The organism is Alcanivorax sp. (genome assembly GCF_040118815.1).
In the GTDB taxonomy this organism is placed as follows: Bacteria; Pseudomonadota; Gammaproteobacteria; order Pseudomonadales; family Alcanivoracaceae; genus Alcanivorax.
This window is the reverse complement of record NZ_JBEDTC010000015.1, coordinates 716,606-743,562: the sequence shown is the minus strand read 5'-3', so window position 1 is coordinate 743,562 and position 26,957 is coordinate 716,606. Positions and strand designations below refer to the sequence as shown.

The window sequence follows — 26,957 nt, the reverse complement described above, 5'->3', positions numbered from 1 at the left end:
GCCGCTAACACCCAGAGGCGAATACGCAATATTTCGCCTGACACCACCCCACAATTCATAGCCCTGTCGCCTCGCCCGCGCCAGGCAGCACGTTTTTTTGCGATAAAAAATGAGGGAGAAACCGATGAAACAGCAACGTATCTTGCCATTATCGACAGCTCTGCTGGCGGGCTTTGCCGCCCTGCCCGCCCAGGCGGATCTGGAAGTCACCCCCTACGGCTCCCTGCGCATCCAGACGGAAGCCGTTTCTGTCGATCAGGCACAACCCGGAGAAGACGATTCCTACACAGGGCTACGGGACGCGTACTCCCGCCTGGGCGTCAACGCCAACTATAATGATTTCGAACATTTTGATATTTCTGCCACGGTGGAATTTCCGATTAACTCCGCCCGGCTACGCGCAGAAGATCCGACCTTTTTCCAGAAAGGCTATCAAGGCAATAGTAAGCCCCGGGTTGCCGACATTACCGTGGCCCACGATCGCTTTGGTAGCGTGCGGGCCGGCACCCAATGGCTGGCTTACTACAACACTGTGGCCTACCCGCTAGATTTTTTCAGTTCCTTCTACTCAGGCTACGCCACCCAGGCCAGCTTTCGACGTGACGCTCTCACCTATAAAACCCCCAACATGCGCGGCCTAACCGCCACCGTGTCTGCGGTAGATCTGACAAATGAAGGCGGAACCAGCTACTTGGACACAATGCAATACGCGCTGTCCTACGCCATCAACGACGATCTAGCGGTAGGGATTGGCTATCAGGATAGCGAGCAGGACTCTGCCAAAAAGGCCGACCAAGCTGGCATTTCAGCCTCTTGGGCCCCCGGCAACTGGCGTTTCGCGGCCAAGGTAGAACAGCTACTGACCAACGACGATACCGTCCAGGACGATGACCCGGTGACCTATAACCTGCTGGGGTCCTACAGCTGGGCCCAATATACTCTGCGCGCCATGGTGGCCCACGGTGAGGAATCCGACGAGGGGGATGCCTTCTTCCAAGGCGACTCCGCACAAGTCGGGCTCGATTACCGTCACACCGAAAATCTTAAATTCTTTGCGGAATACTTCTACGAAGAACTTAGCTACGCCATCTACACTCCAAACACCAATGCGGAAGAATTTCCAAACACCTACACACTCGCGCCCTACCAAACAGAAAGCGATGGTCAGGTCTTCACGGTCGGCATGCGGTTTGATTTTTAAGAGCCGCTGGCACGCATCACGCTGCACGCAACAACGCGCTTTAGTGTGATGTGATCCGAAAGCCAACAGGCCGCGCTCAACACTTGGGCGCGGCCTGTTAGTTTTTACCTGGGAAATATTCGCATGTCGCCTTACGACATGAGGCGTGAGGCGTGAGGCGTGCTCAATCAGAATCCCCGCCGGTTGACGCAAGCGAAACGCCATAGCTTAGGAGATCAGAGGAAGAAGCAGCCTGCGAGCTCCGGCGGGCCTTTCAATATAATCAGGCGCCGCCAGCAGGCGAAAGTCCCTGGTTAGAACCATTTGGAATCAAACCTCTCGCCCTCTTTCCGCTTCCCTCCTTACCCTCTTTATATCAATCACTTAGAATAGATCGAATCAGTTGAACGGTTGCCCAAGTCAAATTATGCCACCGCGCCCGACCCGCAACCCGCAATTGATTCACCACAGCGGCTGCATTACTGTTGCCGCCAGCACAGCCCTGCAGGGGCAGACACAGCAAAGACGGGGTCCCGGTGGCGGATCCGAGGAGACGCTCATGGCAAAAAACGCAGCCCCCGCGCTGGAAACCTCCCTGGACAGCCTGGAAGCCCTGGTGGAACGGATGGAATCCGGTGAGCTGACTCTGGAAGACTCCCTGAAAGCCTTTGAGGAAGGGGTGCGCCTGTCCCGGGAATGCCAACAGGCTCTGCAACAGGCGGAACAGAAAGTGCGCATACTGCTGGAGCAAGACAGCAACGCCGAGCCGGCCCCCTTCACCGGTGGTGACAATGACCAATGACACAACCCGCAAGGCGGCGGCCAGTGACTTCGCCGCGCTTGACCAGCTGACCGAGACAGCCAAGGCCCGCCTGGAACAGGCCCTGGACCACTATCTTCCCGCCCAGAGTGCCGCGTCCCGACTCAGCCAGGCCATGCGCTATGCCGCACTCAGCGGCGGTAAGCGTATCCGCCCGTTACTGGTTTACGGCGCCGCTCAGCTGGCAGGCGCCAGCTCGGCCCAGGCGGATGTGCCCGCCGTGGCAGTGGAACTGATCCATGCCTACTCCCTGGTTCACGACGACCTGCCCGCCATGGACGACGATGACCTGCGCCGGGGCCAGGCCACCTGCCACAAGGCCTTCGACGAAGCCACCGCCATTCTTGCCGGGGACACCCTGCACACCCGCGCTTTCGAGCTACTGGCCTGCCACGGTGACTATCGTAGCGACACGCGTATCGCCCTGATTCAGCACCTTTGCCAGGCAGCAGGCGTAGACGGCATGGCCGCTGGCCAAATGCAGGACATGCTCGCCCAAGGCCAACAACAGACCGTGGCGGCACTGGAAGAAATGCATTACCTGAAAACCGGCCGTCTGATCACGGCCAGCCTGCAACTGGGTTATTTTGCGGCTGAGAACGACGACGCCACCCTGCTCAATAACCTCACCGACTTTGGCGATGCCATTGGCCTGGCATTCCAGATCCAGGACGACATCCTCGATATCACCGCCGGCACCGAACAACTCGGCAAGCCGTCTGGCTCCGACGAAAAGCTGCAAAAAAGCACCTTCCCGGCGCTACTCGGCCTGGAACAAAGTCAGCAACGGGCTCGCCAACTCTGCGAACAGGCACAACAGGCGCTAACCGGCTACGGCCCACGCGCATTGCCACTGCAACAACTGGCGCAGTACATCATTACCCGGAATCACTGATCCACCACTGACGACCACCCCTCCAGACAGTTATACTAGCGCCTCAGGTGGAAAGCGGTACGCCCTGATTCCTCCACTTTCCACCGGAACCACTGGCCATTATCTGGCTTGCACTCATCAGGCTGCATGACCTTATGCCCAAGACGTTTACTCAAATTCCGCTGACGCGACCTGACACCCCGCTCCTGGACACCCTGAGTAGCCCCGCAGACCTGCGGCAGCTGCCGGCGTCCCAACTGGAGCGCGTGGTCGACGAATTACGTGAATATCTGCTTTACGCGGTGGGCCAATGTGGCGGGCATTTTGGCGCAGGCCTTGGCGTGGTCGAACTGACCGTGGCCCTGCATTACCTCTATCACACCCCGGACGACAAACTGGTCTGGGATGTGGGTCACCAGTGCTACCCCCACAAGATTCTCACCGGGCGCCGGGAATCACTCACCAGCATTCGCCAGGCGGGCGGGCTGTCCGGTTTCCCCAAGCGCAGTGAATCCGAATACGACACCTTCGGCGTGGGCCACTCCTCCACCTCCATCAGCGCTGCGCTGGGCATGGCGCTGGGCGCGGAAATGGCAGGCAGTGACCGCCGTGCCGTGGCCATTATCGGTGACGGCGCCATGACCGCCGGCCAGGCATTCGAAGCCATGAGCCACGCGGCGCACACGCGCTCCAACTTGCTGGTCATCCTCAACGACAACAACATGTCGATTTCCCACAATGTGGGCGGGCTCTCCAATTATTTCGCCCGCATCTGGGCCAGCAAGAGTTACATCGCCCTGCGTGAAGGCGGCAAAAAGGTGCTTTCCACCATGCCGGCGGCTTGGGACTTTATTCGCCGGACTGAAGAAAGCATGAAGAACATGGTCAGCCCGGACATGTTGTTCGAAGCCATCGGCTTCAACTACATCGGCCCCATCGACGGCCATAATGTGGACGAGCTGGTCCGCACACTGGGCAACCTGCGCGATCTGGAAGGCCCTCAGCTTCTGCATATCTACACCACCAAGGGCAAAGGCTTTGCGCCGGCGGAAGCCGACCCGGTGGGCTACCACGCCATCAATAAGATAGAACCCAAGCCCAAGGTGCAGGTGGCGGCTCCCAGCAAACCGAAGCGGCCCAAGTATCAGGATATTTTTGGCCAATGGTTGTGCGACATGGCCGAGCAGGATCCACGTCTGGTCGGTATCACACCAGCCATGTGCGAAGGCTCCGGCATGGTGGAATTCAGCCGCCGCTTCCCCGAGCGCTACCACGATGTCGCCATCTGTGAACAACACGCGGTGACCCTGGCCGGCGGCCTGGCCTGCGAGAATCAGAAACCGGTGGTGGCGATTTACTCCACCTTCCTGCAGCGCGGCTATGATCAATTGATCCACGATGTGGCCCTGCAGGAACTGGACGTAACCTTCGGGCTGGACCGGGCTGGTCTGGTCGGCGAAGACGGCGCCACGCATGGGGGCGTGTTTGACCTGGCGTACCTGCGCACCATCCCGAACATGATCATCGCGGCCCCCTCGGATGAAAACGAATGTCGCCAACTGCTCTACTCGGCCTACCTTCACGAAGGGCCGGCCGCGGTGCGCTATCCACGGGGCACTGGCACTGGGGCCACCATCGAAAACACGATGAACGCGCTACCCATCGGCCAGGCCCGTAGCCTGCGTGACGGCCAGCAGGTCGCCATTCTGGCCTTTGGGGCGCTGGTGCCAGCCGCGCTTGAAGCGGCCAACGCACTCAATGCCACCGTACTGGACATGCGCTGGGTGAAGCCCTTGGACCGGGACGCCATTCTCAAGGCCACCGCCGGGCACACACTACTGGTCACCGCGGAAGACCATCAACAAATGGGCGGCGCCGGCTCTGCGGTGAATGAACTGTTGCATGCGGAAGGCGTAGTGATGGATGTACTCAACCTGGCGTTGCCCGACCATTTCATTCACCACGGCAAGCGGGACGTGTTACTGGCCGAAGTAGGGCTGGATGCTGACGGCATTGAACGCCAGATCCGCGAACGCCTGAGCCGCCAGCAGACCCTGCGCGAAGCACAGGAACGCTAGAGAGCAACTTAAAGGCTCAAGTGGATACAAAAAGGGGAGCGATCATCGCTCCCCTTCGTCGTTTTTTCGCTCCTTGACCAGCCGCACCGGCGGCGGCGCTTCGTACATCCGCCAGTCGTCCCGCCCTCCTTGCTTGGCCAGATACAAAGCACGATCCGCCGCTTCCAGCAAATCCCCCACACTGTGGCGGTCACTGGGTACCATCATGGCGACACCAACGCTGACGGTCACCTCCTGCATCTCCGGATTGTCCGCATGGGGAATGGCCAGCGAGCGAACCGAACGGCACAGCCGGGATGCCAACTGCTGCGCTTCCACCTCATCGGTTTCCGGGTACAACAGCACGAATTCCTCCCCGCCGAAGCGAGCCACCAGGTCACCGCCGCGGCGGCTGTAACGGCGAAATTCCGCTGCCAGCTTCTGCAGGCAAAGATCCCCTTGCAGATGTCCGTAGAGATCGTTGTAGGCCTTGAACCGGTCCACATCCACCAACATCACCGTCAGCGGTTGTCGGCTGCGTTTGCAGCGACGCCACTCCCTGTCGAAAGCTTCATCAAAAAAGCGCCGATTGGCCAATCCGGTGAGGCTATCTTCCCGGCTCAGCCGATGCAGGCGCTCTGCCAATGCCTGGGTGCGCCGTTGCTGGCGTTTCAGCTGACGCTGGTGGAAAAAAAGGAGCCGGTCGCGCACTTCCGTGGAATAGCACAAAAACATCCCCAGCAGACTGATCCCGGTATAGGTACGGTGCAGCACCTGCCAGTCCAGCCCCTGCCCCAGTTTTTCCGCTATGAGCGCCCCGAGGAGCCCACCGCCCCAACCCGCCAGTACCGCCACGGTAAAGCGCAGGCCAACCATGGCGTAAATAATCACCAGGGCATAAATCACCGAAACATGGGCCAATTGAATAGAGCCGCTGTCACGCATGAAACCGGGAATGGCCACGGACACCGCCACGGCAAGAAAACTGCCGATGCCGGCATAGAAAGGAAAATAACGATCCAGCGCGCGAACCTGGGCGAGCAGGCCCGCCACCAGCACAATGACCCCCACCCAGATATAGGTGGACAACCACCAGCCCCGAACCTGCACCGGCGCCAGAGCATAAATACCGGTAATCAACAGCATGTAAAGCAGCAGGATATAGAAGGCATTGACCCGGAAGCTTTCCACCGCTTCCTGGCACTGATACTCCCGGTATTCGCCTTCCAGGCGCCGCGGAAAACGCAGCCAGCGCACTCCAGGCACCACCACCCGTCTTGAGCGCGGGTCCGTGTCTGACATTGCAATTCCTTTGCGTATGAATCTTCCTGCAGGTTAAAAGTTAACCGTCAGGTGCGCCATCCCTTTGGCGCCAGCGGTAGTGACAAAACGATATCAGGTAAAGATGGCAGGAAACTGCCAGATCAATAATTGCACCACCGCCGCGGCATAGACCCCTGCCAGAAGGTCATCAACCATGATTCCCAGGCCACCGGCCACCCGCCGATCCAGCCAGCCAATGGGCCAGGGCTTGATGATGTCGAACACCCGGAACGCCACAAACCCGGCCACCGCGCCCCAAAGCGTAACCGGCACGGCAATCATGGTAATCAGCAAGCCGGCGATCTCATCCCAAACAATCCCGGGATGATCGTGCACATGCATATCGTCAGAGGTCTTGCCGCACAGATAAGGCCCCACCGCAATCACCGCCGCTGTCACCGCCAAATAGCCCCACAGGGGCAGCTGTGCACACAGCCACCAGATCGGCATGGCCGCCACTGTACCGAAGGTCCCCGGCGCAATGGGCGCCAGCCCGGAGCCGAAGCCAAAGGCCAGGAAGTGCACCGGGTTACGCATTCTGGGGCGTTGAAATTCCATGGTATTCCTCTCAGGCTCTGTCTCGGCAATCTCTGTGATTTTTGTCTTGTTAGCGTGCCGCTTGTTGCGTGCTGCGTGCAGGCGTCTCTCGTTAAAAATGCTGCCAGCCGGCTATCGTCAGCGCACCCACCGTTCCATCACGCTGGCGCAAACGAATACCCACCTGAGCTTCCACCTGCCCCAGGCAATAACACCCTCGAGGAACCGGCTGTGATGGCGGCAAGGTAAACAATAACAGATAGTCATCGCCGCCCTGCAGTTGTAAGGCCTGCTGCTTATCGGCACTGCAACCGGCCAATACGGGAGGATCCTCCGGCAGGGCCGCTTCATCCAGGCATGCTCCAAGCGGCCCGGATGCCTGCAGGATATGGTTCAGATCCGCCAGCACCCCATCGGAAATATCAATACAGGCGCTGGCTTGGCCGCGCAGGGCCATGCCCAGCTCCCACTGCGGGCGAGGGCGTCGAAAATGGCCAATGGCAGGCCCGTGGCGCTGCCCGGCCTGCCACTGTTCCAGTCCCAGCAAGCCAGCTCCGGTGACGCCCCCCAGGCAAATCTGGTCCCCCACCCGGGCGCCATCACGGCGCAGCGCCTGCCCGGGTGGCACGGAGCCGGTAGCTTGAATAGAAACAGCCAGCGGGCCACGGGTAATATCGCCACCCACCAAGCTGATTCCCGCCTGATCCGCCAATTCAAACAGCCCTTGGGAAAAACCGGCCAACCAGTCTTCGCTCACGTCCGGCAGAGTCAGGGACAGCAGGAACCAAAGCGGATTGGCGCCCATGGCGGCCAGGTCCGAGAGGTTCACCGCCAGGCAGCGATAACCCACATCGGCCGACGCCATGTCTGCCGGGAAATGCCGGCCCATCAAGCTGGTGTCCTGAGTCATCACCAGTTGCTGCCCGGCAGGAGGCGTCAACAGGGCGCCATCATCTCCGGGCCCCAACACTACGGACTCGCCCTGACGATGATGAAAATAACGCCGAATGAGGGAGAATTCGTCCAGGGAGGCTGCCACTGGCGGTTGCGGCGACGATTGAGAAAAATCGGTGGGATCGGTCATGGCAGAAGCATAACGCGGCTTGCCGGCAGAACGCACGGCAAGCCGACGCTATCAGTGGGTATCAGTCACGGGAGCGGCGTTCCGACGCTTCTGCATAACGCAGCTGGCGCGCGAGCTTGTCGAGAACCCCGTTGACGTATTTGAAGGAATCTTCCGCGCCAAACACCTTGGCCAGTTCGATCCCTTCATTGATCACCACCCGGTAGGGCACATCCTTACGCTCTTTCAGCTCAAAGGCGCCGAGTCGCAGAATCGCTTTTTCCACCTGCGACAGCTCCTCCACCCGCCGATCAAGATACGGGGTGAGCAGCTCATCCAAGGTTTTCACCTGCCCCAGCGCCCCGTGCAGCAGATCATGAAAGTACTCACGGTCCACCTTGGCAAAGTCCTGATTGGCCAAGAACTGGGCTTCGATGTCACTCACTGCCGCACCGGCCAGCTGCCATTGGTACAGGGCCTGAAGAGTGAAACGCCGCGCCTTGCGACGGGCACTGGGGCTGGTTTGGCTCATAGTGTTCTCTACAAATAAAGGCTGCCCCCTGCCTGCCCTTTACCAATCAATGGGAGAGGGCAGGGAGAGGACCGTGTCCGGCGTCAGGCGTTGTGCCTCAAGCGTACTCTTACAGGGCGTTAAACAGCGACACCATTTCCAGTGCGCACAGGGCCGCTTCAGCCCCTTTGTTGCCGGCCTTGGTGCCGGAGCGTTCGATGGCTTGCTCAATGGTGTCCACCGTCAGCACGCCGAACGCCACCGGGATGCCGGTGCTGTTTTGAACAGAGGCAATCCCTTTGGCCGCTTCACCAGCTACGAATTCGAAATGGGCGGTGCCACCGCGAATGACCGCACCCAACGCAATGACGGCGTCGTAGCTGCGCTTCTCGATGACCTTTTTCACCGCCACCGGCATTTCCCAGGCACCCGGCACCCGGATAATTTCGATATCGTCACGGTTCACTCCATGACGCACCAACGCATCGACAGCACCGTCCAGCAGGGCTTCCACCACAAAGCTGTTAAAGCGCGCCACCACGATGCCGTAACGGCCACCAACATTGCTCAGAGTACCTTCGAGAGTCTTGATGTTTTGCATTTTAAATCCTCGCTAACACGCAACACGCTGGCATGCCTCACGCGTGTTGCGTGGTGCATGAAGCGTGCAGCATCTCTTATTAACTATCCGCGTCGACATACTCGGTGATTTCCAAATCGAAACCACTCAACGCATTGAACTTCATCGGCGAGCTGAGCAAGCGCATTTTGCGCACGCCCAACGCCTTGAGAATCTGGGAGCCGGTGCCGATGTTACGGTAGGCACGGGATTCGCCCTTGGGCTTGCCGGCTGTGCCACCAAAAAAGGCATCAAGGCGCTCGACGATATCGTTGGAGGCGTAATCCTGCCCCAGGATAATCACCACGCCGGCATCCGACTGAGAAACGGTTTCCAGCACCCGGTGCATATTCCACCCGGTGCGGCCATTCATCTTGGCGCTCATCAGGTCACGCAACGGGTCTACCTGATGCACCCGTACCGTCACCTCTTCGTCTTCGCTGATATCGCCTTTGACCAGTGCGACGTGAGTCAGCCCGTCCACGGTGTCGCGGAACGCCACCAGGCGAAAATCGCCGTACCAGGTATCCAGCTCGTGGTCAGACACTTGCTCGATGGTCTGTTCGTTCAGGGCACGGTACTGAATCAGGTCAGCGATGGTGCCGATCTTCAGATCGTGCTCTGCGGCAAAGACTTCCAGGTCTTCACGGCGCGCCATGGAACCATCTTCATTCATGACTTCGCAGATCACTCCGGAGGCCTCGCAGCCAGCCAGCGCGGCCAGATCACAGGACGCTTCGGTGTGACCGGCACGGCGCAGCACGCCACCCGGCTCCGCCATCAGCGGGAAGATATGCCCCGGTTGAACGATGTCATAGGCGCGGGCATTACGGGCCACGGCGGCCTGCACGGTACGCGCACGGTCGGCGGCAGAAATCCCGGTGGTCACCCCTTCGCGGGCCTCAATAGACACAGTGAACTTGGTGCCAAAACCGCTGCCATTGCTCTGCACCATCAAGGGCAAATCCAGCAGTTCGCAACGCTCGCGGGACATGGGCATACAGATCAGGCCACGGCCGTACTTGGCCATGAAGTTGATGGCTTCGCCGGTAACATGCTCCGCCGCCATCACCAGGTCACCTTCGTTTTCCCGGTCCTCATCGTCCATCAGAATAACCATCTTTCCCTGACGGATGTCTTCGATCAGTTCTTCAATTGTGTTGAGCTGCATAACTTCACTCGCTGTTGGAGTTGAAAGTTTAAAGTGAAAAGTTGAAAAGCGCGGATAAACTCAACTGTTTAGCCGTGCCATGCCCGCGCATACCCTGATACGCGACTGCGACGCCAGACATACGCACTCATTCTGTCTCGCGTTTTAACTTTAAACTTTGAACTTTCAACTGCCTTTCAAAAACCCGTTTTCCGCCAGGAACGCCATGGAAATACCCTCGGAAGTGGGCTCGGCGGCCTTCTCTCCCATGAGTAGACGTTCCAGATAGCGGGCTATGATATCAACTTCCAGGTTCACTGGCGTCCCCACCTTCCACTGGCCGATGGTGGTCACCTCCTGGGTGTGCGGAATAATGTTCAGGGAAAACACCGCCCCGGCCACACTGTTCACCGTCAGGCTGATGCCATCGACGGTGATTGAGCCCTTGTGGGCAATATATTTGGCCAGTTCCGCCGGCGCCTCGATATCGATACGCACCGAGCGGGCATCCTGCTTCATCTCGACAATCTTACCCAACCCATCCACATGGCCGCTGACCAGATGGCCACCCAGCCGGGAAGACGGCGTCAGGGCTTTTTCCAGGTTTACCGTACTGCCCACACTGATTTGCGCCAGCGAGGTCAACGACAGGGTTTCCCCGGACACATCCGCTTCAAAGGCGCCACCGGGCAACGCGGTGGCGGTGAGGCAGACGCCGTTCACCGCAATGGAATCGCCCAGCTGCACATCGGTAAAATCCAGGCCTTCGCTCTTGATCAGCAAGGTCACATCGCCGCCTTTCGGCGTCATGGCGGCCACCTTGCCCATGGATTCGATAATGCCGGTAAACATGAAAACCTCGTTATTCAGACCGTAGGAGCGGCGCTTGAGCCGCGAAGCCGGCTGGAGAGCCTTACCGAAGCGCTTCGCGGCTCAAGCGCCGCTCCTACGGTGAAAATCCATCACGCTGGCGTAAGCGTCAGGCGCAGGTCATCGCCAATTTGGCGCACATCCTGCCATTTCAACGCCACTTTCTCGCTCATGCTGGCCAACTGCGGCAGCCCCAATAGCGGGCGGGCTGACGACCCCAACAGGGCTGGCGCCATATAGACGAGAATTTCGTCGAACAGGCCCTCACGGACAAAGGCCCCGGCCAGCGTGGCGCCACATTCTACCAGCACTTCGTTACATTCGCGCCGGTTCAATTCGATTAACAACTGCTGCAAGTCGATCCCGGAGCCAGAGGCCGGCAGATGCATCACCTCAGCCCCGGCTGACTCCAGCGCATTCTGGCGCCCCGGATGTTGCTCCCCCGCCACCAGCAGGCAGTGCCCCGGCGCACTCACCACCGGTACATCCGGGGGCGTACGCAAGGTTCTGTCCAGAATTATCCGCAATGGCTGGCGCACCCAATCGCGGCGCGCTTGGCTGCAATCATCCTGGTTACCGTGATAATCCGCCAAGGCCCACTGTCCCGGGCGCACCGTATAGGAAGGCCGGTCCGCCAGCACCGTCCCCACGCCGGTAATAACCGCCGAGCTACGCGCACGCAGGCGCTGCACGTCTTCCCGCGCGGCAGGGCCCGTGATCCACTGGGATTCGCCGCTGGCCATGGCCGTGCGGCCATCCACACTGGCGGCAATCTTGATACGAATATAAGGCCGCTGACGGGTCATCCGGGCAATAAACCCCGGATTCAGCGCACGAGCCTGGGTTTCCAGCAACCCCGACGCCACCGCAATGCCGGCCTCCGACAACCGTTGCAGCCCCTGCCCCGCTACCTGCGGATTCGGGTCTTCCATGGCAACCACCACCCGCGCCACCCCGGCACCCACCAGCGCATCGGCGCAAGGGCCGGTACGGCCAGTATGGGAGCAAGGCTCCAGGGTGACATAGGCTGTCGCCCCCTTGGCCTGATCGCCAGCCGCCGCCAACGCATGGCGCTCGGCATGGGGCTCACCGGCCCGGGCATGAAACCCTTCGCCCACCACCGAGCCATCGCGCACCAGTACACAGCCCACCCGCGGATTGGGATCCGTGGTGTACAGGCCATGGCGCGCCAATTGCAGCGCGCGGCTCATATATTGATGATCGGCGGCAGAAAAACTCATGATTCTTTCAGGTCATCCACTTTGCCGCCGGCTTTCTTCAGGCGGTCCACTTCGGCAGAAAATTCAGAAATATCCTGGAAGCTTCGGTACACCGAGGCAAAACGCACATAGGCCACATCGTCCAGCTGCTGCAGCTCTTCCATCACGAACTCACCCAGCTCCCGGGCCGGTAGCTCCCGCTCGCCGGTGGCACGCAGGCGGTGACAAATACGACTAATGGCTGCCTCAAGGTCCTCCATGCTCACTGGCCGCTTCTCCAGCGCCCGCAGCATGCCCGCGCGTAGCTTCGCTTCATCGAATGGCTGGCGGGTACCGTCGGTCTTTACCAGCCGCGGCATCACCAGTTCCGCCGTCTCGAAAGTGGTAAAGCGCTCAGTACAACTCAAACACTCACGACGGCGACGAATCTGCACCCCATCCGCAACCAAACGGGAGTCGATCACCTTGGTGTCCTGGGCGGAACAAAATGGGCAGTACATGGGGAACTCCGAAGATCAGTTTCACGTTGAAAGTGTAAAGTTGAAAAGGGCTACACGCCATGACTACGGAAACGACGAAGCCGCGCCCCTCTCGGGTACGCGGCTTCTCCGGCTGAAATTCACTGCGGCATAACCCGCGTTGCAACTTTCAACTTGCCACTTTCAGCTCAACGCTCGTAAACCGGCAGGCGAGCACAAATTTCCTTCACCTTGCCTTTAACGCTCTCGATCACGGACTCGTCACCCATGTTGTCGAGGATGTCACAGATCCAGCCCGCCAGCGCCTTGGCGTCGGCTTCATCAAAGCCACGACGGGTGATGGAGGGGGAGCCGATGCGCAGGCCGGAGGTCACGAACGGAGAACGCGGATCGTTAGGCACGGCGTTCTTGTTCACGGTGATATTGGCGCTGCCCAGGGCCGCGTCGGCATCTTTACCGGTGATGTCCTGCTTGATCAGGCTGAGCAGGAACAGGTGGTTTTCAGTACCGTTGGACACCACATCAAAACCGCGCTCAATGAACACACCGGCCATGGCCTGGGCGTTCTTCACTACCTGCTGCTGGTAACCTTTGAAGTCACCCTGCATGGCTTCTTTGAAGCAGATCGCCTTGGCGGCAATCACGTGCTCCAGCGGGCCACCCTGGCCACCGGGGAATACGGCAGAATTAATCTTCTTCTGAATCTCTTCACTGGCCTTGCCCATAATCAAGCCGCCACGGGGGCCACCCAGGGTCTTGTGGGTGGTGGTGGTAGTGATGTCGGCAATACCCACCGGGCTCGGGTAAACGCCTGCGGCAACCAGACCGGCAACGTGGGCCATGTCTACCAGCAGAATCGCGCCCACTTCGTCGGCGATGTCACGGAAACGCTGCCAATCCACAATTTGAGAGTAGGCAGAGAAACCCGCCACGATCATTTTCGGCTTGTGCTCACGGGCCAGGGACGCCACCTGATCGTAATCGATCAGGCCAGTTTCGTTGTCCAGACCATACTGGATAGCGTTGTAGGTCTTGCCGGAGAAGTTCGGCTTGGCACCGTGGGTCAGGTGGCCCCCTGCGTCCAGGCTCATGCCCAGCACGGTGTCGCCGGCTTTCAGCATGGCCATGTAAACCGCACCATTGGCCTGGGAACCGGAATGCGGCTGCACGTTGGCCCAATCGGCACCGAACAGTTCACAGGCCCGATCGATGGCCAGCTGCTCGACCACGTCCACATTCTCGCAGCCACCATAGTAACGCTTGCCGGGGTAGCCTTCGGCGTACTTGTTGGTCAGCACGGAGCCCTGGGCTTCCATGACCCTTGGCGAGGCATAGTTTTCAGAGGCGATCAGCTCGATGTGCTCTTCCTGGCGGACTTCCTCAGCCTTGATAGCGGCCTGGATTTCCGGGTCAAACTCGGCGATGGACATGGATTTCGGGAACATGGGCTACCCTACGGAGTCATTGGTGGATTCAGGGGCGCGTATTCTAACCAAAACCGACACCAATGGCACTTGAAGTCCGCTCATGGAAACCTGCCGGTCGTCTCATCGCTGCTGACACCGGTTTTCTGGCCCTCATTGCGCCTCAAGTCGCCCCATCAAGGGCCCGCACTTTCACTCACGGCCGCTTTCCGTTAGCTTAGGCGCCAATCAAAGAACCCTCTGCCGGGGCCTGCAGCCAGCCTGCACCGCGCGCCCCGCACATTAATACAGACTGCGGTCGGAGTTTATGAGCCAGTACATTTTCACCATGGATAAGGTGGGCAAGGTTGTCCCGCCCAAGAAGCACATCCTGAAGAACATCTCCCTGTCGTTCTTCCCTGGCGCCAAGATCGGCGTGCTGGGCCTGAACGGCTCGGGTAAATCCACACTGCTGCGCATCATGGCCGGCGTGGACAACGACTATTTAGGTGAAGCACGGCCGCAGCCGGGCACCAATATCGGCTACCTGCCCCAGGAGCCGGAGCTGGATCCGGAAAAGAATGTCCGCGAGATCGTCGAAGAAGCCGTGGCGGATATCCGTAACGCCCAGCAGCGCCTGGAAGAAGTCTACGAAGCCTATGCGGCGGAAGACGCGGATTTCGACAAGCTGGCCGCCGAACAGGCCAAGCTTGAAGACATCATCGAAGCCAGCGATGCGCACAACCTTGAGCGCAAACTGGAAATCGCCGCCGACGCCCTGCGCCTGCCGCCCTGGGAGGCCAGCGTGAAAACTCTGTCCGGGGGTGAGCGTCGCCGTGTGGCCCTGTGCCGGCTGGTAATGAGCGCGCCGGACATGCTGCTGTTGGATGAGCCCACTAACCATCTGGATGCAGAATCCGTGGCCTGGCTGGAGCGTTTCCTGCACGAATTCCCCGGCACCGTAGTGGCGGTAACCCACGATCGCTACTTCCTCGACAACTCCTGCGAGTGGATTCTGGAACTGGATCGCGGCGAAGGCATTCCCTGGCAGGGCAACTACTCGTCTTGGCTGGAGCAGAAAGAACAGCGTCTGGAGCAGGAAGCGAAAAGCGAATCTGCCCACCGCAAGACGGTGGAAAAAGAACTGGAATGGGTACGCCAGAACCCGAAAGGCCGCCGCGCCAAGAACAAGGCCCGTGTATCAGCGTTCGAAGAACTGGCCAGCCAGGAGTTCCAGAAGCGCAACGAAACCCAGGAACTGTACATCCCACCGGGTGAGCGCCTGGGCGAGCAAGTGTTCGAAATCAAGAATGTGGCCAAGCAATTCGACCACAAGCTTCTGTACGAAGATCTGGATTTCCAGATTCCCCGTGGCGCCATCGTCGGCATCATCGGCCCCAACGGCGCGGGTAAAACCACTCTGTTCCGCATGCTGGCCGGCCAGGAAACCCCGGACAGCGGCGAAATTGTCACCGGTGACACCGTGCAGATGGCCTACGTGGACCAGAGCCGCGAAGACCTGGACAGCAACAAGAGCGTCTGGGAAGAAGTGTCCGACGGCAACGACATTCTGCGCATCGGCAACTATGAAGTTCCCAGCCGCGCCTATCTGGGCCGGTTCAACTTCAAGGGTGGCGACCAACAGAAGCGCGTCGGCGACCTATCTGGCGGTGAGCGTAACCGTCTGCACCTGGCCAAGCTGCTCAAGCAAGGCGCCAACGTGCTGCTGCTCGATGAACCGACCAACGATCTGGACGTGGAAACCCTGCGCGCATTGGAAGAAGCCCTATTGGCCTTCCCCGGCTGCGCCATCGTGATTTCGCACGATCGCTGGTTCCTGGACCGCGTCGCCACCCACATCCTCTCTTTCGAAGGGGATGCCCGAGTGGAGTGGTTCGAAGGCTCTTACACCGAGTACGAAGAATACAAACGCAAGCAGTTGGGCGATGCAGCCCTGCAGCCCAAACGCATGAAGTACAAGCGGATCGAAGTCTGATTCGAGCAGGATAATGCCGGCACAGGAAAGGCGTGCCGGCACGGGGACGCAACAGGGACGACAGCATGAACGAAAGACGGCGGGCCAATCGGGTGGACTTCGACGGGGAAGCCACCTTGGTTTTCCAGCAGGATAACCACCCCGTGTCACTGGACGACATTTCCGTCATGGGCGCACGACTCAACATCAGCCCACCGCTCACGCTGCCGGCTGGGTCCCCGGTCATCCTGACCATTACACTGGAAGATTCCGATATCACGCTGATCCTTCCGGCAAAAGTGCAACGCCAGCAAGACCAGGATATCGGCATCATGTTCGATCGCCCTTGCGTGGATGACATGCAGCACTTACGCCGCATTGTCATGCTGCATCAGGGCGACGACGGTGAAGATGACCCCGCCACCCTGCTGACACCGGAGGCCTGACACCTTGGACCCAACCCTGGAAAGCCCGGAATTCATTGAACGCCTGCGCCAGGGAGACCAGGCAGCCTTTGGTCAACTGGTCAAAGCCCACCACAACATGCTGCTGGCCACGGCCCGCAGCATGCTGTCATCCGCCGATGCCGAAGAAGCAGTGCAGGATGGCTGGATTGCCGCACACCGCGCCATCAGCAAATTCGAAGGCCGCAGCCTGCTGCGCACCTGGCTCACTCGTATCGTCATCAACCAGGCACGCATGATGCTGCGCAAGGGCGGCAGGGAAATTCAGTTTGATCCCACCGATGAGCAGGATGCCCTTGCCCACCGTTTTCGTGACGGCGGGCACTGGGACCACCCGCCACAGCACTGGGATCTGAGCGGCCCGGATGCCCTGCTCACCCGCGACGAACTGCGCCACTGCATGGAAAAGACCCTGGGGAAAATGCCGGACAACCAGCGACTGGTGCTGGAGTTGCGGGACCTGCAAGGCATGGATTTCGATGATATCTGTAACATGCTCGATGTGAGTGCATCCAACGTCCGTGTGCTGTTACACCGGGCCCGCGCAAGGTTGTTTGAGTTGGTGGACCATTTTCAGGAGACAGGCGAATGTTGAAATGTAAAGACCTCGTCGCAAAAGCGGACGCCCTCGTGGATGGCGCGCCCATGACCATGCGCGAGCGCCTCGCGATGCGCATGCACCTCCTAATGTGTCACCACTGTCGTCGCTATGTGCGCCAGTTACGCGCACTGCTGCGCACTCTGCCCCGCGAGACGGATGCCCTCGATGATGCCCGTACCCAGGAAGTCCTCGACAGACTCAACATCCCCCAGGACCGCTAAGGCCCTGTAGCCGCGCCTGAAATCGCCATTCCGGCTTCTTACCTCCCAACGCCAAGGCAGACCATGGAACGCAAACTCGCTCTCTCATTGCTCTTGCTACGACTCGGTGTCTTCATCGTGATGCTGATGTGGACTCTGGACAAATTCATCAACCCCGGTCACACCAGCAAGGTTTTCGCCAAATTCTATGGTCTGGAAGGGCTCGGCGGCACCGTCCTCACCGTACTGGCCTGCTTGCAGCTTATCGTCGTATTAGCCTTTGCTGCCGGCGCCCTGCGCCGCTACAGCTACGGCATCATCCTGCTCATGCATGCCGGCTCCACGCTCTCTTCCTGGCAACAATACCTGGACCCGTTCAATCACCTGCTGTTCTTCGCCGCCTGGCCCATGCTGGCCGCCTGCGTTGCCCTCTATGTGCTGCGCGATCAGGACACCCTGCTCAGCATTGATGGCCGCAAAAGCAAAGCATAAAGGCACGCCCCTCTGCGCAGGATAATACTGCGCAGAGGCAATATGCGACGAAAGCCTTTACCGCAAGCTAGGTTCAGAGGCTAGCCTGCCTCCCCCGCACAATAAGCCGCGGTGATCGGATGCGCGGGATTCTCGAAGACCTGTTCGCAGCCGTTGGACTCCACCACACAACCACACTGCCCCTCCAGCCAACAGACCGTCACGCTATCCGCCAGGCGCCGTGCCTGTGCCAGGTTATGGGTCACCATCAGAATCGTATACCGCCCTTTCAGCGAGCGGATCAGCGCCTCGACCACCCTGGAAGAGACCGGGTCCAGTGCGGAACAAGGCTCATCCAGCAGCAACACCCGTGGCTCCAGCACCAGGGCCCGGGCGATGCATAACCTCTGCTGCTGCCCACCAGACAACCCCAGCGCCGGTTGTGACAGACGCTCTTTCACTTCCTCCCACAGGCCCACATCGTGCAGCGCCTGTTCGGCACGGGCACGGCGCTGGCCTCGGGGAACCCGGTGCTCCGCCAGCGGGAACAGCAAGTTGTCGATGATGGATAACGGGAACGGATTGGGTTGCTGAAAGACCATCCCCACCTGCCGGCGCAGAGCCACCAGATCCCGCCGCTGGCGGATATCCTCCTCATCGAGCCATATTCGGCCACCCACCCGGCAACCGCTGATCCCGTCGCTCATGCGATTAATGGTTCCCAGCAGGCTGCTCTTGCCGCAGCCACTAGGGCCCACCAGCGCCATCAACTCACCCGGTTTCACCTGCAAGGACGCATCACTGATCGCCACTTGCTCCCCATAACTGACAGACACGGATTCCAGCACCAGCGACGGCGCCCGGTGCGTTCGTTGCTCACTCATAGCCGCTCACTCATACCAAAGCCTCTGTCATGGGCTGGCGCAGCACGCGACGCACCAGCAGATTCAGCACCACCAACAAGGCCACCAGCACAACCGCCGTGGCCGCAGCCCGCGGCATGCCACCGGGCACATTCATGGCCAAATCGTAAATGTGCACACTCAAGGTGCGCCCGGAATCGAACACGGAATCGGGGCGGCGCAGCACATAGCCGGCGGTAAACAGCAGCACAGCGGTTTCCGCAAGCGCCCGCCCGGCACTAAGAATAATCCCCACGGCGATACCCGGCGCCGCGCAAGGCAACAGGATCCGCCGTACCCAACCCCAGCGACTCAGCGCCAGCGCATCCCGCGCCTGTCGGTAGCCCATTGGCACGGCTCGCATGGCTTGCTCGGCACTACGAATCATCAACGGCAGGACCATCAACGACAGAGCCAGCGCGCCACTGAGGATGGAAAACCCCAACCCCAGCGTGATGGCAAAAAACTGGTAGCCGAACAATCCGTAGACAATCGACGGCACCGCCGCCAGCATGTCCAGCACCCCGCCCAACCAATGGGCGCGGCGACTATCCGCCGGCAATGATTCGCTCAGATACAGCGCGCAGCCCAGCCCCACCGGCACCGCCACCAGCAGGCACAGTCCCAGAATCCACCCGGTGCTGATCAACAGCGCGGCAATACCGCCACTGCGACCGGCCCGCCCCGGATCCTCCAACAAAAACCCCAGACTCAACACGTCGACACTCTGCAGCCAAAGTGACGTCACCATCAACGCCACCGGCACCATCACCAGGGCGAGCAGGATCAACCCGGCCAGCCAGGCCACGCGGTCAGTCATGGGATGCTCCTCGCAATCGCCAACTGGCCATCAACAACAACCCCGTCACGGCGATCAGCAGCAGCCCACTGGCAAACAACGCCACGCGGTGGTCACCGGTGGCATAGGCCATCTCCAAGGCGATATTAGCGGTCAACGTGCGCACCGGAGCAAACACCGAATCCGGCCATTGCACCACGTTGCCGCATACCATCAGCACCGCCATGGTTTCCCCCAACGCCCGCCCGAACTGCAACACCACCCCGCCCACAATCCCAGGTGCCGCCCGGGGCAACAGCACCCGCCGCAACATGCCCACCCGGGACAAAGCCAGCGCCTCACCGGCACGCTGATAACGCAGCGGCAACTGTCCGAGTGCCGCATCCGTCACCAGCAGCGCCAACGGCACAATCATCAGCGCCAGCACCAGTGACCCGGCCAGCCAGGAGGCGCCCGGCGGCACCCACTGATTGATCCAGGGCACCAGCACCAGCATGCCCCACAGCCCATACACCACAGAAGGAATGCCCGCCATTAGCTCCACGCCGACCAACACCGGGCGGCGCAGTCCTGGCGCAAAGTAACGCAACCAGGCGGCCAGCAAGACCGCCACCGGAGCCGCCAGCAACAATGCCAGCACACTGACCAAGAGCGACCCGGCGATCATCGGCGCCATCCCGTATTCGCCCTGCCCCGGCTGCCAGGTGCTTTGCCAGATGCCAGCGCCTTCACTGATCAGAAACGGCAGCGCCCGCACCAGCAGCACCGCCACAATACCGCCGAGCACCAGTGCCGCCAGCAACCCACACAGGCGCAGCACCAGCGTCAGCAGGCGATCACTCAGCGGCAGGGAGGAAGTAGTAATCATGGTAGACATCCGCCATGTCTGTACGGGTTACAAATGCCAGAAAGTCGGCCACCGGTTGCGACATCTCACCATGGGTCACCAGGTTCAACTCGCGGGCCAGGGGGTAATCCCCCTGCGCCAGTACGGCCAACGACGCAGGCTTTCCTTCCAGAGGCAGCAACCGGATAGCCGTACCACTGTCAGCTTCGTAAATCGCGGTGCCGATGGACACATAGCCAATGGCAAAAGGATCCCCCGCCACCGCCGTGATGCCTTGCTGATTTTCACCAATCACCCGATCCGGCTGGACCTGGCTGTTTTCCAGTTGAAAGTAGGCAAGGAAAAGCTCTTGGGTGGATCGACCCTGCGCCTTGTGAACAACGGTAATGGGCCTGCCTTCGATTGATCCAGCGCCCCAGCGCTGCATCTTGCCGGTGTAGATGGCACGAATCTGGTCATCCTTGAGAGCCCGAACCGGATTGTCGCGATGAACGATAATCGCAATACCATCGCGCCCGATCAGGTGCCCATCCAGATCCTGTTCATCCGCTTTCAGCGCCCGGCTCACCATGCCTAGATCCGCCAACCCCTGACGCACATCACCCATGCCTCGCCCGGACCCACCACTTTGTACATCCACCTGTATTCCGGTTTCTGTTTCATAGCGTTCCGCCAACTCCGCCATCAGCGGCGCAATCGTGCTGGAACCGGTAACGGTTAACGTACTGCCAGACTCTCCGCACCCTACCAGAGAAAGCACAATCACAGCCCCTCCCAGCCACCTCAATCCAAACTGCACTGCCTTCTCCTTCCTGGCTGCCCGCATTCTTCACGTTATCTGCGGCACTTTGATGCAACACTCATGCAACTATTACATTGATGAGCGTCTTATTCGTCTCATTACTCACAAGCGCAACAAACATTCCATCAGCACTGTAACCTGCAGCGATTTGCTGCATCCTATTAGCCTTACCCGGACAGCTTGATACTCAGGAGAGTCAGCAATGCGTGAAGACGTGCAGGATTATTACGGCAAACAACTGCATTCCAGTGCAGACCTGCAAACCAATGCCTGCTGTGATCAGGCTCCGCCGGAACATCTGAAGCCTCTGCTTGCGCAACTCCATGATGAAGTGGTCAGCCGCTATTATGGCTGCGGCCTGGTCGCGCCGGAGCAACTGGAAGGCATGCGCATTCTGGATCTCGGGTCGGGCTCCGGGCGCGACGTTTATCTGCTGTCAGCGTTGGTCGGGGAGCACGGCGAAGTGGTCGGCGTGGACATGACCGACGAGCAATTAGCGGTAGCCAATCGCCACCTCGACTATCACCGTGACGCTTTTGGTTACGCCAACAGCAATGTGCGTTTCCTGAAAGGGTATATTGAAGAACTCGACCAGCTGGACTTGCAGGACGGCTATTTCGACATCGTCATTTCCAACTGTGTCATCAACCTGAGCACCGACAAGGCCAAGGTCATCAGCGACGTAAAACGCCTGCTAAAACCCGGCGGCGAGTTCTTTTTTTCCGATGTTTATGCAGACCGCCGCATTCCTGCCTCACTGGCCACCGACCCGGTGCTGTATGGAGAATGTCTGTCCGGCGCCCTGTACTGGAATGATTTCATCAACCTGAGCAAACGCTGCGGCTTTTCCGACCCTCGTCTGGTGGAATCCCGACCACTGACTATCGAGAACCCAACCATCGAAAACGCGCTGGGCAACATCCGCTTCTATTCCGCCACCTACCGGCTGTTCAATATCGATGCGCTTGAGCCAGCCTGCGAAGACTACGGCCAGGCCGTCATCTACAAAGGCACCCTGACAAACAGCCCCAACACCTTTGTTCTGGACGATCACCATTTTATTGAAGCTGGCAAAGTCTTCCCGGTGTGCGGAAACACCTGGCTGATGCTGGAAAAAAGTCGCTTTGCCGAGCACTTTTCCTTTATCGGGAACTTCGATATCCACTACGGTATCTTCGAAGGCTGCGGGCTGAACGTGCCTTTCGAAGACAACCAGGAAGGTAGTGCAGCGAGTTGTTGCTGAAGCCGCAGTCGTTTTCTTGCAAACCAAGGAGAAAGTCGCGAGAAGCGAGTAACGAAGATCAAAAGCGAGATCACCCTTCCGGTTTTTGCCTTTCGAAACTCGTTACTCGCAACTCAAACGCCCGACGAGCATGATCTCTGGCCAAGATCCTCCAGCACCGTAACACTGATCAAGGAAGCCAAATGAACATCAAAAAAGCGCTATTACTTGTTATCCTCGCCGCGCTGATTGCCAGCTACTTTATTTTTGATCTTGGCCAGTATTTCAGCCTGGACTATATCAAGGAGCAACAAAGCGCGTTTGATGCCCTGTATCAAGACAACCCCGCGCTGATCCTCGGTGGGTTTTTCACGCTCTATGTCATAGTCACCGCACTCAGCCTGCCCGGTGCCGCCATCATGACACTGGCCGCCGGCGCCCTTTTCGGTTTCTGGATCGCCCTGGCAATGGTCTCATTTGCATCCTCAGCGGGTGCCACCCTGGCCTTTCTGGCTTCCCGCTTTTTGTTTCACGACGCGGTACAAAACCGTTTCGGTGAGCGGCTTAAAAAACTCAATGAAGGCGTCAAAAAAGAAGGCGCGTTTTATCTTTTCACATTGCGTCTGGTGCCTGTCGTACCGTTTTTCATCATTAACCTGGTAATGGGCCTCACCCCCATCAAGGGCCGCACCTTTTACTGGGTTAGCCAGGTGGGCATGCTGGCCGGCACGGCGGTCTACGTGAATGCGGGCACTCAGCTCGGTCAAATCGATAGCCTCGGCGGCTTGCTGTCGCCTCAGTTATTGGGCGCCTTTGTGTTGCTGGGCATATTCCCCTGGATCGCCAAGGCCATCATGAGCCGCCTGCAGGCCCGCAAAGTCTACAAAGGCTGGAAAAAGCCCAAACAGTTCGACCGCAATTTGATTGTGATCGGCGCCGGCTCCGGCGGACTGGTCAGCGCTTACATTGCCGCCACTGTGAAAGCGAAAGTGACCCTGATCGAGAAACACAAAATGGGTGGCGACTGCCTGAATACCGGGTGCGTGCCGTCCAAGGCATTGATCAAGAGTGCCCGCGTGGCCTTCTATGAAAAGCAGGCGGAAAAATTCGGCTTCGACAGCATTCGCAATGATTTCCGCTTCCGTACATTGATGGAACGTGTCCACACCATCATCAAGAAAATTGAGCCACATGATTCGGTGGAGCGTTACAGCGAACTGGGGGTGGACTGCCGGCAAGGTGAAGCCACTTTTATCTCACCGTGGGAAGTAGAGATCCGTAACGGCGATCATTGCGAACGGCTCACCGCGCGCAGCATTATTATCGCCACCGGCGCCCAACCGTTTATTCCCTCGGTTCCCGGTATCGAGGACATGGACGCCCTCACCTCCGACACACTGTGGAACATTGAAGAACAACCCCGCCGCCTTGTGGTACTGGGTGGTGGCCCCATCGGCTGTGAGCTGTCGCAAACGTTTGCCCGTCTGGGCAGCCAGGTGACGCAGATACAGAAAGGGCCGCGCCTGATGCCCCGCGAAGATGAAGACGCCGCCGCCCTGGTCACCCAGGCCCTGGAAGAGAGTGGCGTGACCGTGCTGGTCGATCACACCACCGTCCGCTTCACCCGCGAAGACGGTGACAAAGTGCTGTATCTCACCGGTGACGGACAAGAAAAGCGCATCGTATTCGATACGCTGTTACTGGCTGTAGGTCGCAAGGCCAACACCAATGGGCTGGGGCTGGAGACGCTAAAATTGCCCACCGATGACAACGGCACCATCACCGTAAACGACCATCTGCAAAGCCGCTTCCCCAATATTTATGCCTGCGGCGATGTGGCTGGCCCCTATCAGTTCACCCATACCGCCTCGCATCAAGCGTGGTATGCCTCGGTCAATGCGCTATTCGGCTTTGCGAAAAAATTCAAAGTGGACTATCGGGTGATCCCCTGGTGCACCTTTACCGATCCCGAGGTGGCCCGGGTCGGGCTGAATGAACAGGAAGCCCGCGAGCAGGGTATCGATTACGAGGTCACCCGCTATGGCATCGACGACCTGGACCGGGCCATCGCCGAAAGTGCCGAGCAGGGGTTTGTGAAAGTTCTGACTGCCACAGGTAGCGACCGGATTCTCGGCGTTACCATTGTCGGCCAGCACGCCGGGGAGCTGATTGCCGAGTACGTACTGGCCATGAAACACAAGCTGGGCCTGAACAAAATCCTCGGCACCATCCATATCTACCCAACCATGGCCGAAGCCAACAAATTTGCCGCCGGGGAGTGGAAAAAAGCCCGCAAGCCTGAAGGGCTGTTACGTTGGGTGGAGCGGCTTCACGACATTCGGCGCTAATCACAAAGCCACAATTGACAATTATTATCATTATCATTACGGTGCACGGCCGTCCTACCTTGAAGATATTAATAAGGAGAGCGCCGTGCTCCGCTTTTGCCGTTTTGGCTTGCCTGTATCGTTATTGTCCCTTGCGTGTTCCCCATTTGCCCTGGCCGAAGAAGCCGCTGGCGCCCATGAGCTGGGCCAGATTACCGTTTCTGCCACCCGTGCTCACTCCACCGTTGATGAGACTCCACAGAAAGTTCTTATCATCAGCCGCGAAGAAATTGAAGAACAACTGGCCATCAGCAATGACCCCGGCCAGGTGCTCAGCAACCTGATTCCCTCTTATTCGCCCAGCCGCCAGAAGCTCTCCAATGCCGGCGAAAGCTTCCGTGGTCGTTCGCCGCTATTCATGATTGACGGCGTTCCTCAGAGCAACCCGCTACGAGATAGCGCGCGGGACAGCTATACCATTGACCTGTCCATGGTTGAACGTATCGAAGTGATTTATGGTGCCAGTGCCGAGCACGGGCTGGGCGCCACCGGCGGTATCATCAATTACATTACTCGCCGCGCCGACACCGGCACCATCAATCAGGAAGCCTCCGTCAGCCTGACTTCCGACGACGATTTTGATTCCGATGGCCAAGGCCACAAAGTGGACTACAGCATCAGTGGCCAGAAAGGCGACTGGGATTATCTGGGCGCCATCAGCCAGCAAAAGCGTGGCGTTTTTTATGACGGTGATGACCAGCTAGTCGGCATCGCCTACCCCGGTGAACTGCAGAACTCTACCAGCTATGACGTAATGGGCCGGGTCGGCTACTGGATCGACGATAACCAGAACATCGAACTGATGCTCAACCACTTCGAACTGGAAGGTGAAGGGGATTATGTTCCTGTGCTGGGCAACCGGGATGAAGGCATCCCCACCCGAGCGCGACCGGGCGACCCGGTAGGCGACCCGGGCTTCAACAAGGTCACCACCGCCAGCTTCTCCTACAGCCATGCAGACTGGTTCGGCAACAAGGCGGACGTACAAGTGTACGGCCAGCAATTCCGGGCCCAATTTGCCACTACCCCGTTCTTCCCCTACGTGGACAGTGCCGGTAATAATCAGCTCGACCAGACCCGTAACGAATCGGACAAGGTCGGTGCCAAATTTACCCTGACCCGTAACGGCCTGCTCAACAACCGCCTGGGGATTACCACCGGCCTGGATCTGCTGCAAGATGAAACCAATCAGGATCTGGTGCACACCGGTCGCACCTACGTACCGGAAACCCAGTACCGCAATTACGCCCCCTTCCTGCAAGGCCGCTTCAAGCTCACCGACAAGCTCAACCTGAATGCCGGTGCCCGCTATGAAAAAGCCAAACTGAAAGTGGACACTTACTCCACCATCGACCGGACCAACGTGGTCAATGACAACGTGGTTGTGGAAGGCGGTAGCCCTGACTTCAGCGAAACACTCTACAACGCCGGTCTTGTATACCAGCTCACCAACTGGGCGCAGCTCTACGCCAGCTACTCGGAAGGGTTTGGTATGCCCGATGTGGGCCGGGTCTTGCGCGGCATCAACACCTCCGGCCAGGATGTAGACACCCTCCTGCAGCTGCAGCCCATCGTCACCGACAACCGGGAAATCGGCGGGCGCTTCAACTGGGAACGCTACGGGTTTGAAGTGAGCTACTACGAGTCCAACTCGGATCTGGGCGAGCGCCTCACGTTCAACAGTACCACGGGCACCTTCGAAGGCAGCCGGGAGAAAACCGAGATCCAGGGCGTGGAACTGTCCGGGCACATGCAGATTAACGACGCCCACCGCGTCAAACTCTCCTACTCCCACGAGGACGGCGAATCCGACACCGATGGCAACGGCGTTGTCGATACCGAACTGAGCGGCCTGACCATTGCACCCGACACGGTACAGATGAGCTGGAATGCCGGCTGGAGCCGCACCGTCTCATCCTACCTGCAAGTCAGCCACTTCTTCAGCCGCGGCTTTGATGACCCGGATCTGGACTTTGACGGTTACAGCCTGATCGACGCCATGGTCAGCTACAAACTACCCGCGGGTAAACTGGATCTGGGCATTGAGAACCTGACGGATGAAGACTACTTCACCTACTACTCCCAGGCCGCCCGTGACAGTGACGAGTACAACTTCAAAGGGCGAGGTCGCACCTACACCTTGGGGTATAGTCTGGACTTCTAAACTCGACAGTCGTTTCC

General features: G+C 59.1%; 26 protein-coding genes. 12 read left to right on the top strand and 14 right to left on the bottom strand.

The genetic code is table 11. The annotated features are described in order from the left end of the window. Nucleotides 1–124: 124 nt before the first annotated feature. The 4 genes from ABNH18_RS12730 (at nucleotide 125) to dxs (ending at nucleotide 4,952) form a co-directional block, all read left to right on the top strand. Nucleotides 125–1,201 carry a porin gene (locus ABNH18_RS12730; RefSeq protein WP_349383171.1) on the top strand — a complete coding sequence of 359 codons (1,077 nt, stop codon included), beginning with the start codon at nucleotides 125–127 and terminating at the stop codon, nucleotides 1,199–1,201. Nucleotides 1,202–1,739: 538 nt separating this feature from the next. Continuing rightward, nucleotides 1,740–1,982, top strand: coding sequence for an exodeoxyribonuclease VII small subunit (locus ABNH18_RS12725; protein ID WP_349383170.1), 243 nt, complete (start codon nucleotides 1,740–1,742; stop codon nucleotides 1,980–1,982). After that, complete coding sequence (locus ABNH18_RS12720) at nucleotides 1,972–2,895, top strand: polyprenyl synthetase family protein (protein ID WP_349383169.1); 924 nt, start codon at nucleotides 1,972–1,974, stop codon at nucleotides 2,893–2,895. The genes ABNH18_RS12725 and ABNH18_RS12720 overlap by 11 nt, the downstream gene beginning before the upstream one ends. Nucleotides 2,896–3,029: 134 nt before the next feature. Beyond that, entirely contained in the window at nucleotides 3,030–4,952 is a 1,923-nt protein-coding gene (gene dxs, locus ABNH18_RS12715) for a 1-deoxy-D-xylulose-5-phosphate synthase (protein WP_349383168.1), read from the top strand. A gap of 42 nt (nucleotides 4,953–4,994) precedes the next feature. Here dxs and ABNH18_RS12710 read toward each other — a convergent pair whose 3' ends face one another. The 10 genes from ABNH18_RS12710 to glyA form a co-directional block, all read right to left on the bottom strand. After that, nucleotides 4,995–6,233 (bottom strand): GGDEF domain-containing protein, encoded by a 1,239-nt coding sequence (locus tag ABNH18_RS12710; RefSeq protein ID WP_349383167.1) that lies wholly within the window; start codon nucleotides 6,231–6,233, stop codon nucleotides 4,995–4,997. Between the two features lie 93 nt (nucleotides 6,234–6,326). Beyond that, nucleotides 6,327–6,812, bottom strand: a complete 486-nt coding sequence (locus ABNH18_RS12705) for a phosphatidylglycerophosphatase A family protein (RefSeq protein ID WP_349383166.1) — start codon at nucleotides 6,810–6,812, stop codon at nucleotides 6,327–6,329. Nucleotides 6,813–6,903: 91 nt separating this feature from the next. Next, nucleotides 6,904–7,875: a thiamine-phosphate kinase gene (gene thiL, locus ABNH18_RS12700; protein WP_349383165.1), complete on the bottom strand. Its 972-nt coding sequence runs from the start codon at nucleotides 7,873–7,875 to the stop codon at nucleotides 6,904–6,906. A gap of 61 nt (nucleotides 7,876–7,936) precedes the next feature. Then, the gene (gene nusB, locus ABNH18_RS12695) at nucleotides 7,937–8,386 is read right to left on the bottom strand and encodes a transcription antitermination factor NusB (RefSeq protein ID WP_349383164.1); all 450 of its coding nucleotides are present in this window, start codon (nucleotides 8,384–8,386) and stop codon (nucleotides 7,937–7,939) included. Between the two features lie 109 nt (nucleotides 8,387–8,495). Continuing rightward, on the bottom strand, nucleotides 8,496–8,966 hold the full coding sequence (gene ribH, locus ABNH18_RS12690) for a 6,7-dimethyl-8-ribityllumazine synthase (RefSeq protein WP_349383163.1): 471 nt from the start codon (nucleotides 8,964–8,966) through the stop codon (nucleotides 8,496–8,498). Nucleotides 8,967–9,045: 79 nt separating this feature from the next. Continuing rightward, nucleotides 9,046–10,155, bottom strand: coding sequence for a bifunctional 3,4-dihydroxy-2-butanone-4-phosphate synthase/GTP cyclohydrolase II (ribBA, locus tag ABNH18_RS12685; RefSeq protein WP_349383162.1), 1,110 nt, complete (start codon nucleotides 10,153–10,155; stop codon nucleotides 9,046–9,048). A 165-nt stretch (nucleotides 10,156–10,320) separates the two neighbouring features. Next, entirely contained in the window at nucleotides 10,321–10,986 is a 666-nt protein-coding gene (locus ABNH18_RS12680; protein ID WP_349383161.1) for a riboflavin synthase, read from the bottom strand. Between the two features lie 110 nt (nucleotides 10,987–11,096). Then, nucleotides 11,097–12,245, bottom strand: coding sequence for a bifunctional diaminohydroxyphosphoribosylaminopyrimidine deaminase/5-amino-6-(5-phosphoribosylamino)uracil reductase RibD (ribD, locus tag ABNH18_RS12675; RefSeq protein ID WP_349383160.1), 1,149 nt, complete (start codon nucleotides 12,243–12,245; stop codon nucleotides 11,097–11,099). Further along, nucleotides 12,242–12,724: a transcriptional regulator NrdR gene (gene nrdR / locus ABNH18_RS12670; protein WP_349383159.1), complete on the bottom strand. Its 483-nt coding sequence runs from the start codon at nucleotides 12,722–12,724 to the stop codon at nucleotides 12,242–12,244. Before nrdR ends, ribD begins: the two co-directional genes overlap by 4 nt. A 167-nt stretch (nucleotides 12,725–12,891) precedes the next feature. Then, nucleotides 12,892–14,148, bottom strand: a complete 1,257-nt coding sequence (glyA, locus tag ABNH18_RS12665; RefSeq protein ID WP_349383158.1) for a serine hydroxymethyltransferase — start codon at nucleotides 14,146–14,148, stop codon at nucleotides 12,892–12,894. 286 nt (nucleotides 14,149–14,434) lie between these two features. Between glyA and ettA the strand changes: the two genes are divergently transcribed. The 5 genes from ettA to ABNH18_RS12640 all read left to right on the top strand — a co-directional run bounded on the left by ettA (nucleotide 14,435) and on the right by ABNH18_RS12640 (nucleotide 17,838). After that, complete coding sequence (gene ettA, locus ABNH18_RS12660) at nucleotides 14,435–16,102, top strand: energy-dependent translational throttle protein EttA (RefSeq protein WP_349383157.1); 1,668 nt, start codon at nucleotides 14,435–14,437, stop codon at nucleotides 16,100–16,102. A gap of 65 nt (nucleotides 16,103–16,167) precedes the next feature. Continuing rightward, nucleotides 16,168–16,527: a PilZ domain-containing protein gene (locus ABNH18_RS12655; protein ID WP_349383156.1), complete on the top strand. Its 360-nt coding sequence runs from the start codon at nucleotides 16,168–16,170 to the stop codon at nucleotides 16,525–16,527. Between the two features lie 4 nt (nucleotides 16,528–16,531). Next, nucleotides 16,532–17,140, top strand: a complete 609-nt coding sequence (locus ABNH18_RS12650; RefSeq protein ID WP_349383155.1) for an RNA polymerase sigma factor — start codon at nucleotides 16,532–16,534, stop codon at nucleotides 17,138–17,140. Beyond that, nucleotides 17,134–17,367 (top strand): anti-sigma factor family protein, encoded by a 234-nt coding sequence (locus ABNH18_RS12645; protein WP_349383154.1) that lies wholly within the window; start codon nucleotides 17,134–17,136, stop codon nucleotides 17,365–17,367. Before ABNH18_RS12650 ends, ABNH18_RS12645 begins: the two co-directional genes overlap by 7 nt. A 63-nt stretch (nucleotides 17,368–17,430) precedes the next feature. Continuing rightward, a complete protein-coding gene (locus ABNH18_RS12640) occupies nucleotides 17,431–17,838 on the top strand; it encodes a hypothetical protein (protein ID WP_349383153.1) in 408 nt (135 codons plus the stop codon). Nucleotides 17,839–17,918: 80 nt separating this feature from the next. Here the strand turns inward: ABNH18_RS12640 and ABNH18_RS12635 are convergent, their stop codons facing one another. Genes ABNH18_RS12635 through ABNH18_RS12620 form a run of 4 tightly spaced genes read right to left on the bottom strand, consistent with a single transcriptional unit; the run spans nucleotide 17,919 to nucleotide 21,131 of the window. Further along, a complete protein-coding gene (locus ABNH18_RS12635) occupies nucleotides 17,919–18,701 on the bottom strand; it encodes a phosphate ABC transporter ATP-binding protein (RefSeq protein WP_349383152.1) in 783 nt (260 codons plus the stop codon). A 10-nt stretch (nucleotides 18,702–18,711) separates the two neighbouring features. Further along, nucleotides 18,712–19,539, bottom strand: coding sequence for a phosphate ABC transporter permease PstA (gene pstA / locus ABNH18_RS12630; protein WP_349383151.1), 828 nt, complete (start codon nucleotides 19,537–19,539; stop codon nucleotides 18,712–18,714). Beyond that, nucleotides 19,532–20,386, bottom strand: coding sequence for a phosphate ABC transporter permease subunit PstC (gene pstC, locus ABNH18_RS12625; RefSeq protein ID WP_349383150.1), 855 nt, complete (start codon nucleotides 20,384–20,386; stop codon nucleotides 19,532–19,534). Before pstC ends, pstA begins: the two co-directional genes overlap by 8 nt. Beyond that, the gene (locus ABNH18_RS12620; protein ID WP_349383149.1) at nucleotides 20,355–21,131 is read right to left on the bottom strand and encodes a phosphate ABC transporter substrate-binding protein; all 777 of its coding nucleotides are present in this window, start codon (nucleotides 21,129–21,131) and stop codon (nucleotides 20,355–20,357) included. Before ABNH18_RS12620 ends, pstC begins: the two co-directional genes overlap by 32 nt. Before the next feature lie 238 nt (nucleotides 21,132–21,369). Here ABNH18_RS12620 and ABNH18_RS12615 point away from each other — a divergent pair, with 238 nt between their 5' ends. From ABNH18_RS12615 to ABNH18_RS12605, 3 genes are all read left to right on the top strand, one after another. Continuing rightward, complete coding sequence (locus ABNH18_RS12615) at nucleotides 21,370–22,410, top strand: methyltransferase domain-containing protein (protein WP_349383148.1); 1,041 nt, start codon at nucleotides 21,370–21,372, stop codon at nucleotides 22,408–22,410. Nucleotides 22,411–22,592: 182 nt separating this feature from the next. Then, on the top strand, nucleotides 22,593–24,737 hold the full coding sequence (locus tag ABNH18_RS12610) for a dihydrolipoyl dehydrogenase family protein (protein ID WP_349383147.1): 2,145 nt from the start codon (nucleotides 22,593–22,595) through the stop codon (nucleotides 24,735–24,737). 109 nt (nucleotides 24,738–24,846) lie between these two features. Next, entirely contained in the window at nucleotides 24,847–26,940 is a 2,094-nt protein-coding gene (locus ABNH18_RS12605; RefSeq protein WP_502876787.1) for a TonB-dependent receptor, read from the top strand. The last annotated feature ends 17 nt before the right edge of the window (nucleotides 26,941–26,957 follow it).

Coding starts and splice junctions, on each gene's coding strand:
- glyA (WP_349383158.1), bottom strand. CDS start 14,148: ATGTTCCCGAAATCCATGTCCATCGCCGAGTTTGACCCGGAAATCCAG.
- ribD (WP_349383160.1), bottom strand. CDS start 12,245: ATGAGTTTTTCTGCCGCCGATCATCAATATATGAGCCGCGCGCTGCAA.
- ABNH18_RS12730 (WP_349383171.1), top strand. CDS start 125: ATGAAACAGCAACGTATCTTGCCATTATCGACAGCTCTGCTGGCGGGC.
- pstA (WP_349383151.1), bottom strand. CDS start 19,539: ATGACTGACCGCGTGGCCTGGCTGGCCGGGTTGATCCTGCTCGCCCTG.
- dxs (WP_349383168.1), top strand. CDS start 3,030: ATGCCCAAGACGTTTACTCAAATTCCGCTGACGCGACCTGACACCCCG.
- ettA (WP_349383157.1), top strand. CDS start 14,435: ATGAGCCAGTACATTTTCACCATGGATAAGGTGGGCAAGGTTGTCCCG.
- ribBA (WP_349383162.1), bottom strand. CDS start 10,155: ATGCAGCTCAACACAATTGAAGAACTGATCGAAGACATCCGTCAGGGA.
- pstC (WP_349383150.1), bottom strand. CDS start 20,386: ATGATTACTACTTCCTCCCTGCCGCTGAGTGATCGCCTGCTGACGCTG.
- nusB (WP_349383164.1), bottom strand. CDS start 8,386: ATGAGCCAAACCAGCCCCAGTGCCCGTCGCAAGGCGCGGCGTTTCACT.
- ABNH18_RS12610 (WP_349383147.1), top strand. CDS start 22,593: ATGAACATCAAAAAAGCGCTATTACTTGTTATCCTCGCCGCGCTGATT.
- ABNH18_RS12705 (WP_349383166.1), bottom strand. CDS start 6,812: ATGGAATTTCAACGCCCCAGAATGCGTAACCCGGTGCACTTCCTGGCC.
- ABNH18_RS12725 (WP_349383170.1), top strand. CDS start 1,740: ATGGCAAAAAACGCAGCCCCCGCGCTGGAAACCTCCCTGGACAGCCTG.
- ABNH18_RS12710 (WP_349383167.1), bottom strand. CDS start 6,233: ATGTCAGACACGGACCCGCGCTCAAGACGGGTGGTGGTGCCTGGAGTG.
- thiL (WP_349383165.1), bottom strand. CDS start 7,875: ATGACCGATCCCACCGATTTTTCTCAATCGTCGCCGCAACCGCCAGTG.
- ABNH18_RS12640 (WP_349383153.1), top strand. CDS start 17,431: ATGGAACGCAAACTCGCTCTCTCATTGCTCTTGCTACGACTCGGTGTC.
- ABNH18_RS12720 (WP_349383169.1), top strand. CDS start 1,972: ATGACCAATGACACAACCCGCAAGGCGGCGGCCAGTGACTTCGCCGCG.
- nrdR (WP_349383159.1), bottom strand. CDS start 12,724: ATGTACTGCCCATTTTGTTCCGCCCAGGACACCAAGGTGATCGACTCC.
- ABNH18_RS12655 (WP_349383156.1), top strand. CDS start 16,168: ATGAACGAAAGACGGCGGGCCAATCGGGTGGACTTCGACGGGGAAGCC.
- ribH (WP_349383163.1), bottom strand. CDS start 8,966: ATGCAAAACATCAAGACTCTCGAAGGTACTCTGAGCAATGTTGGTGGC.
- ABNH18_RS12635 (WP_349383152.1), bottom strand. CDS start 18,701: ATGAGTGAGCAACGAACGCACCGGGCGCCGTCGCTGGTGCTGGAATCC.
- ABNH18_RS12645 (WP_349383154.1), top strand. CDS start 17,134: ATGTTGAAATGTAAAGACCTCGTCGCAAAAGCGGACGCCCTCGTGGAT.
- ABNH18_RS12615 (WP_349383148.1), top strand. CDS start 21,370: ATGCGTGAAGACGTGCAGGATTATTACGGCAAACAACTGCATTCCAGT.
- ABNH18_RS12680 (WP_349383161.1), bottom strand. CDS start 10,986: ATGTTTACCGGCATTATCGAATCCATGGGCAAGGTGGCCGCCATGACG.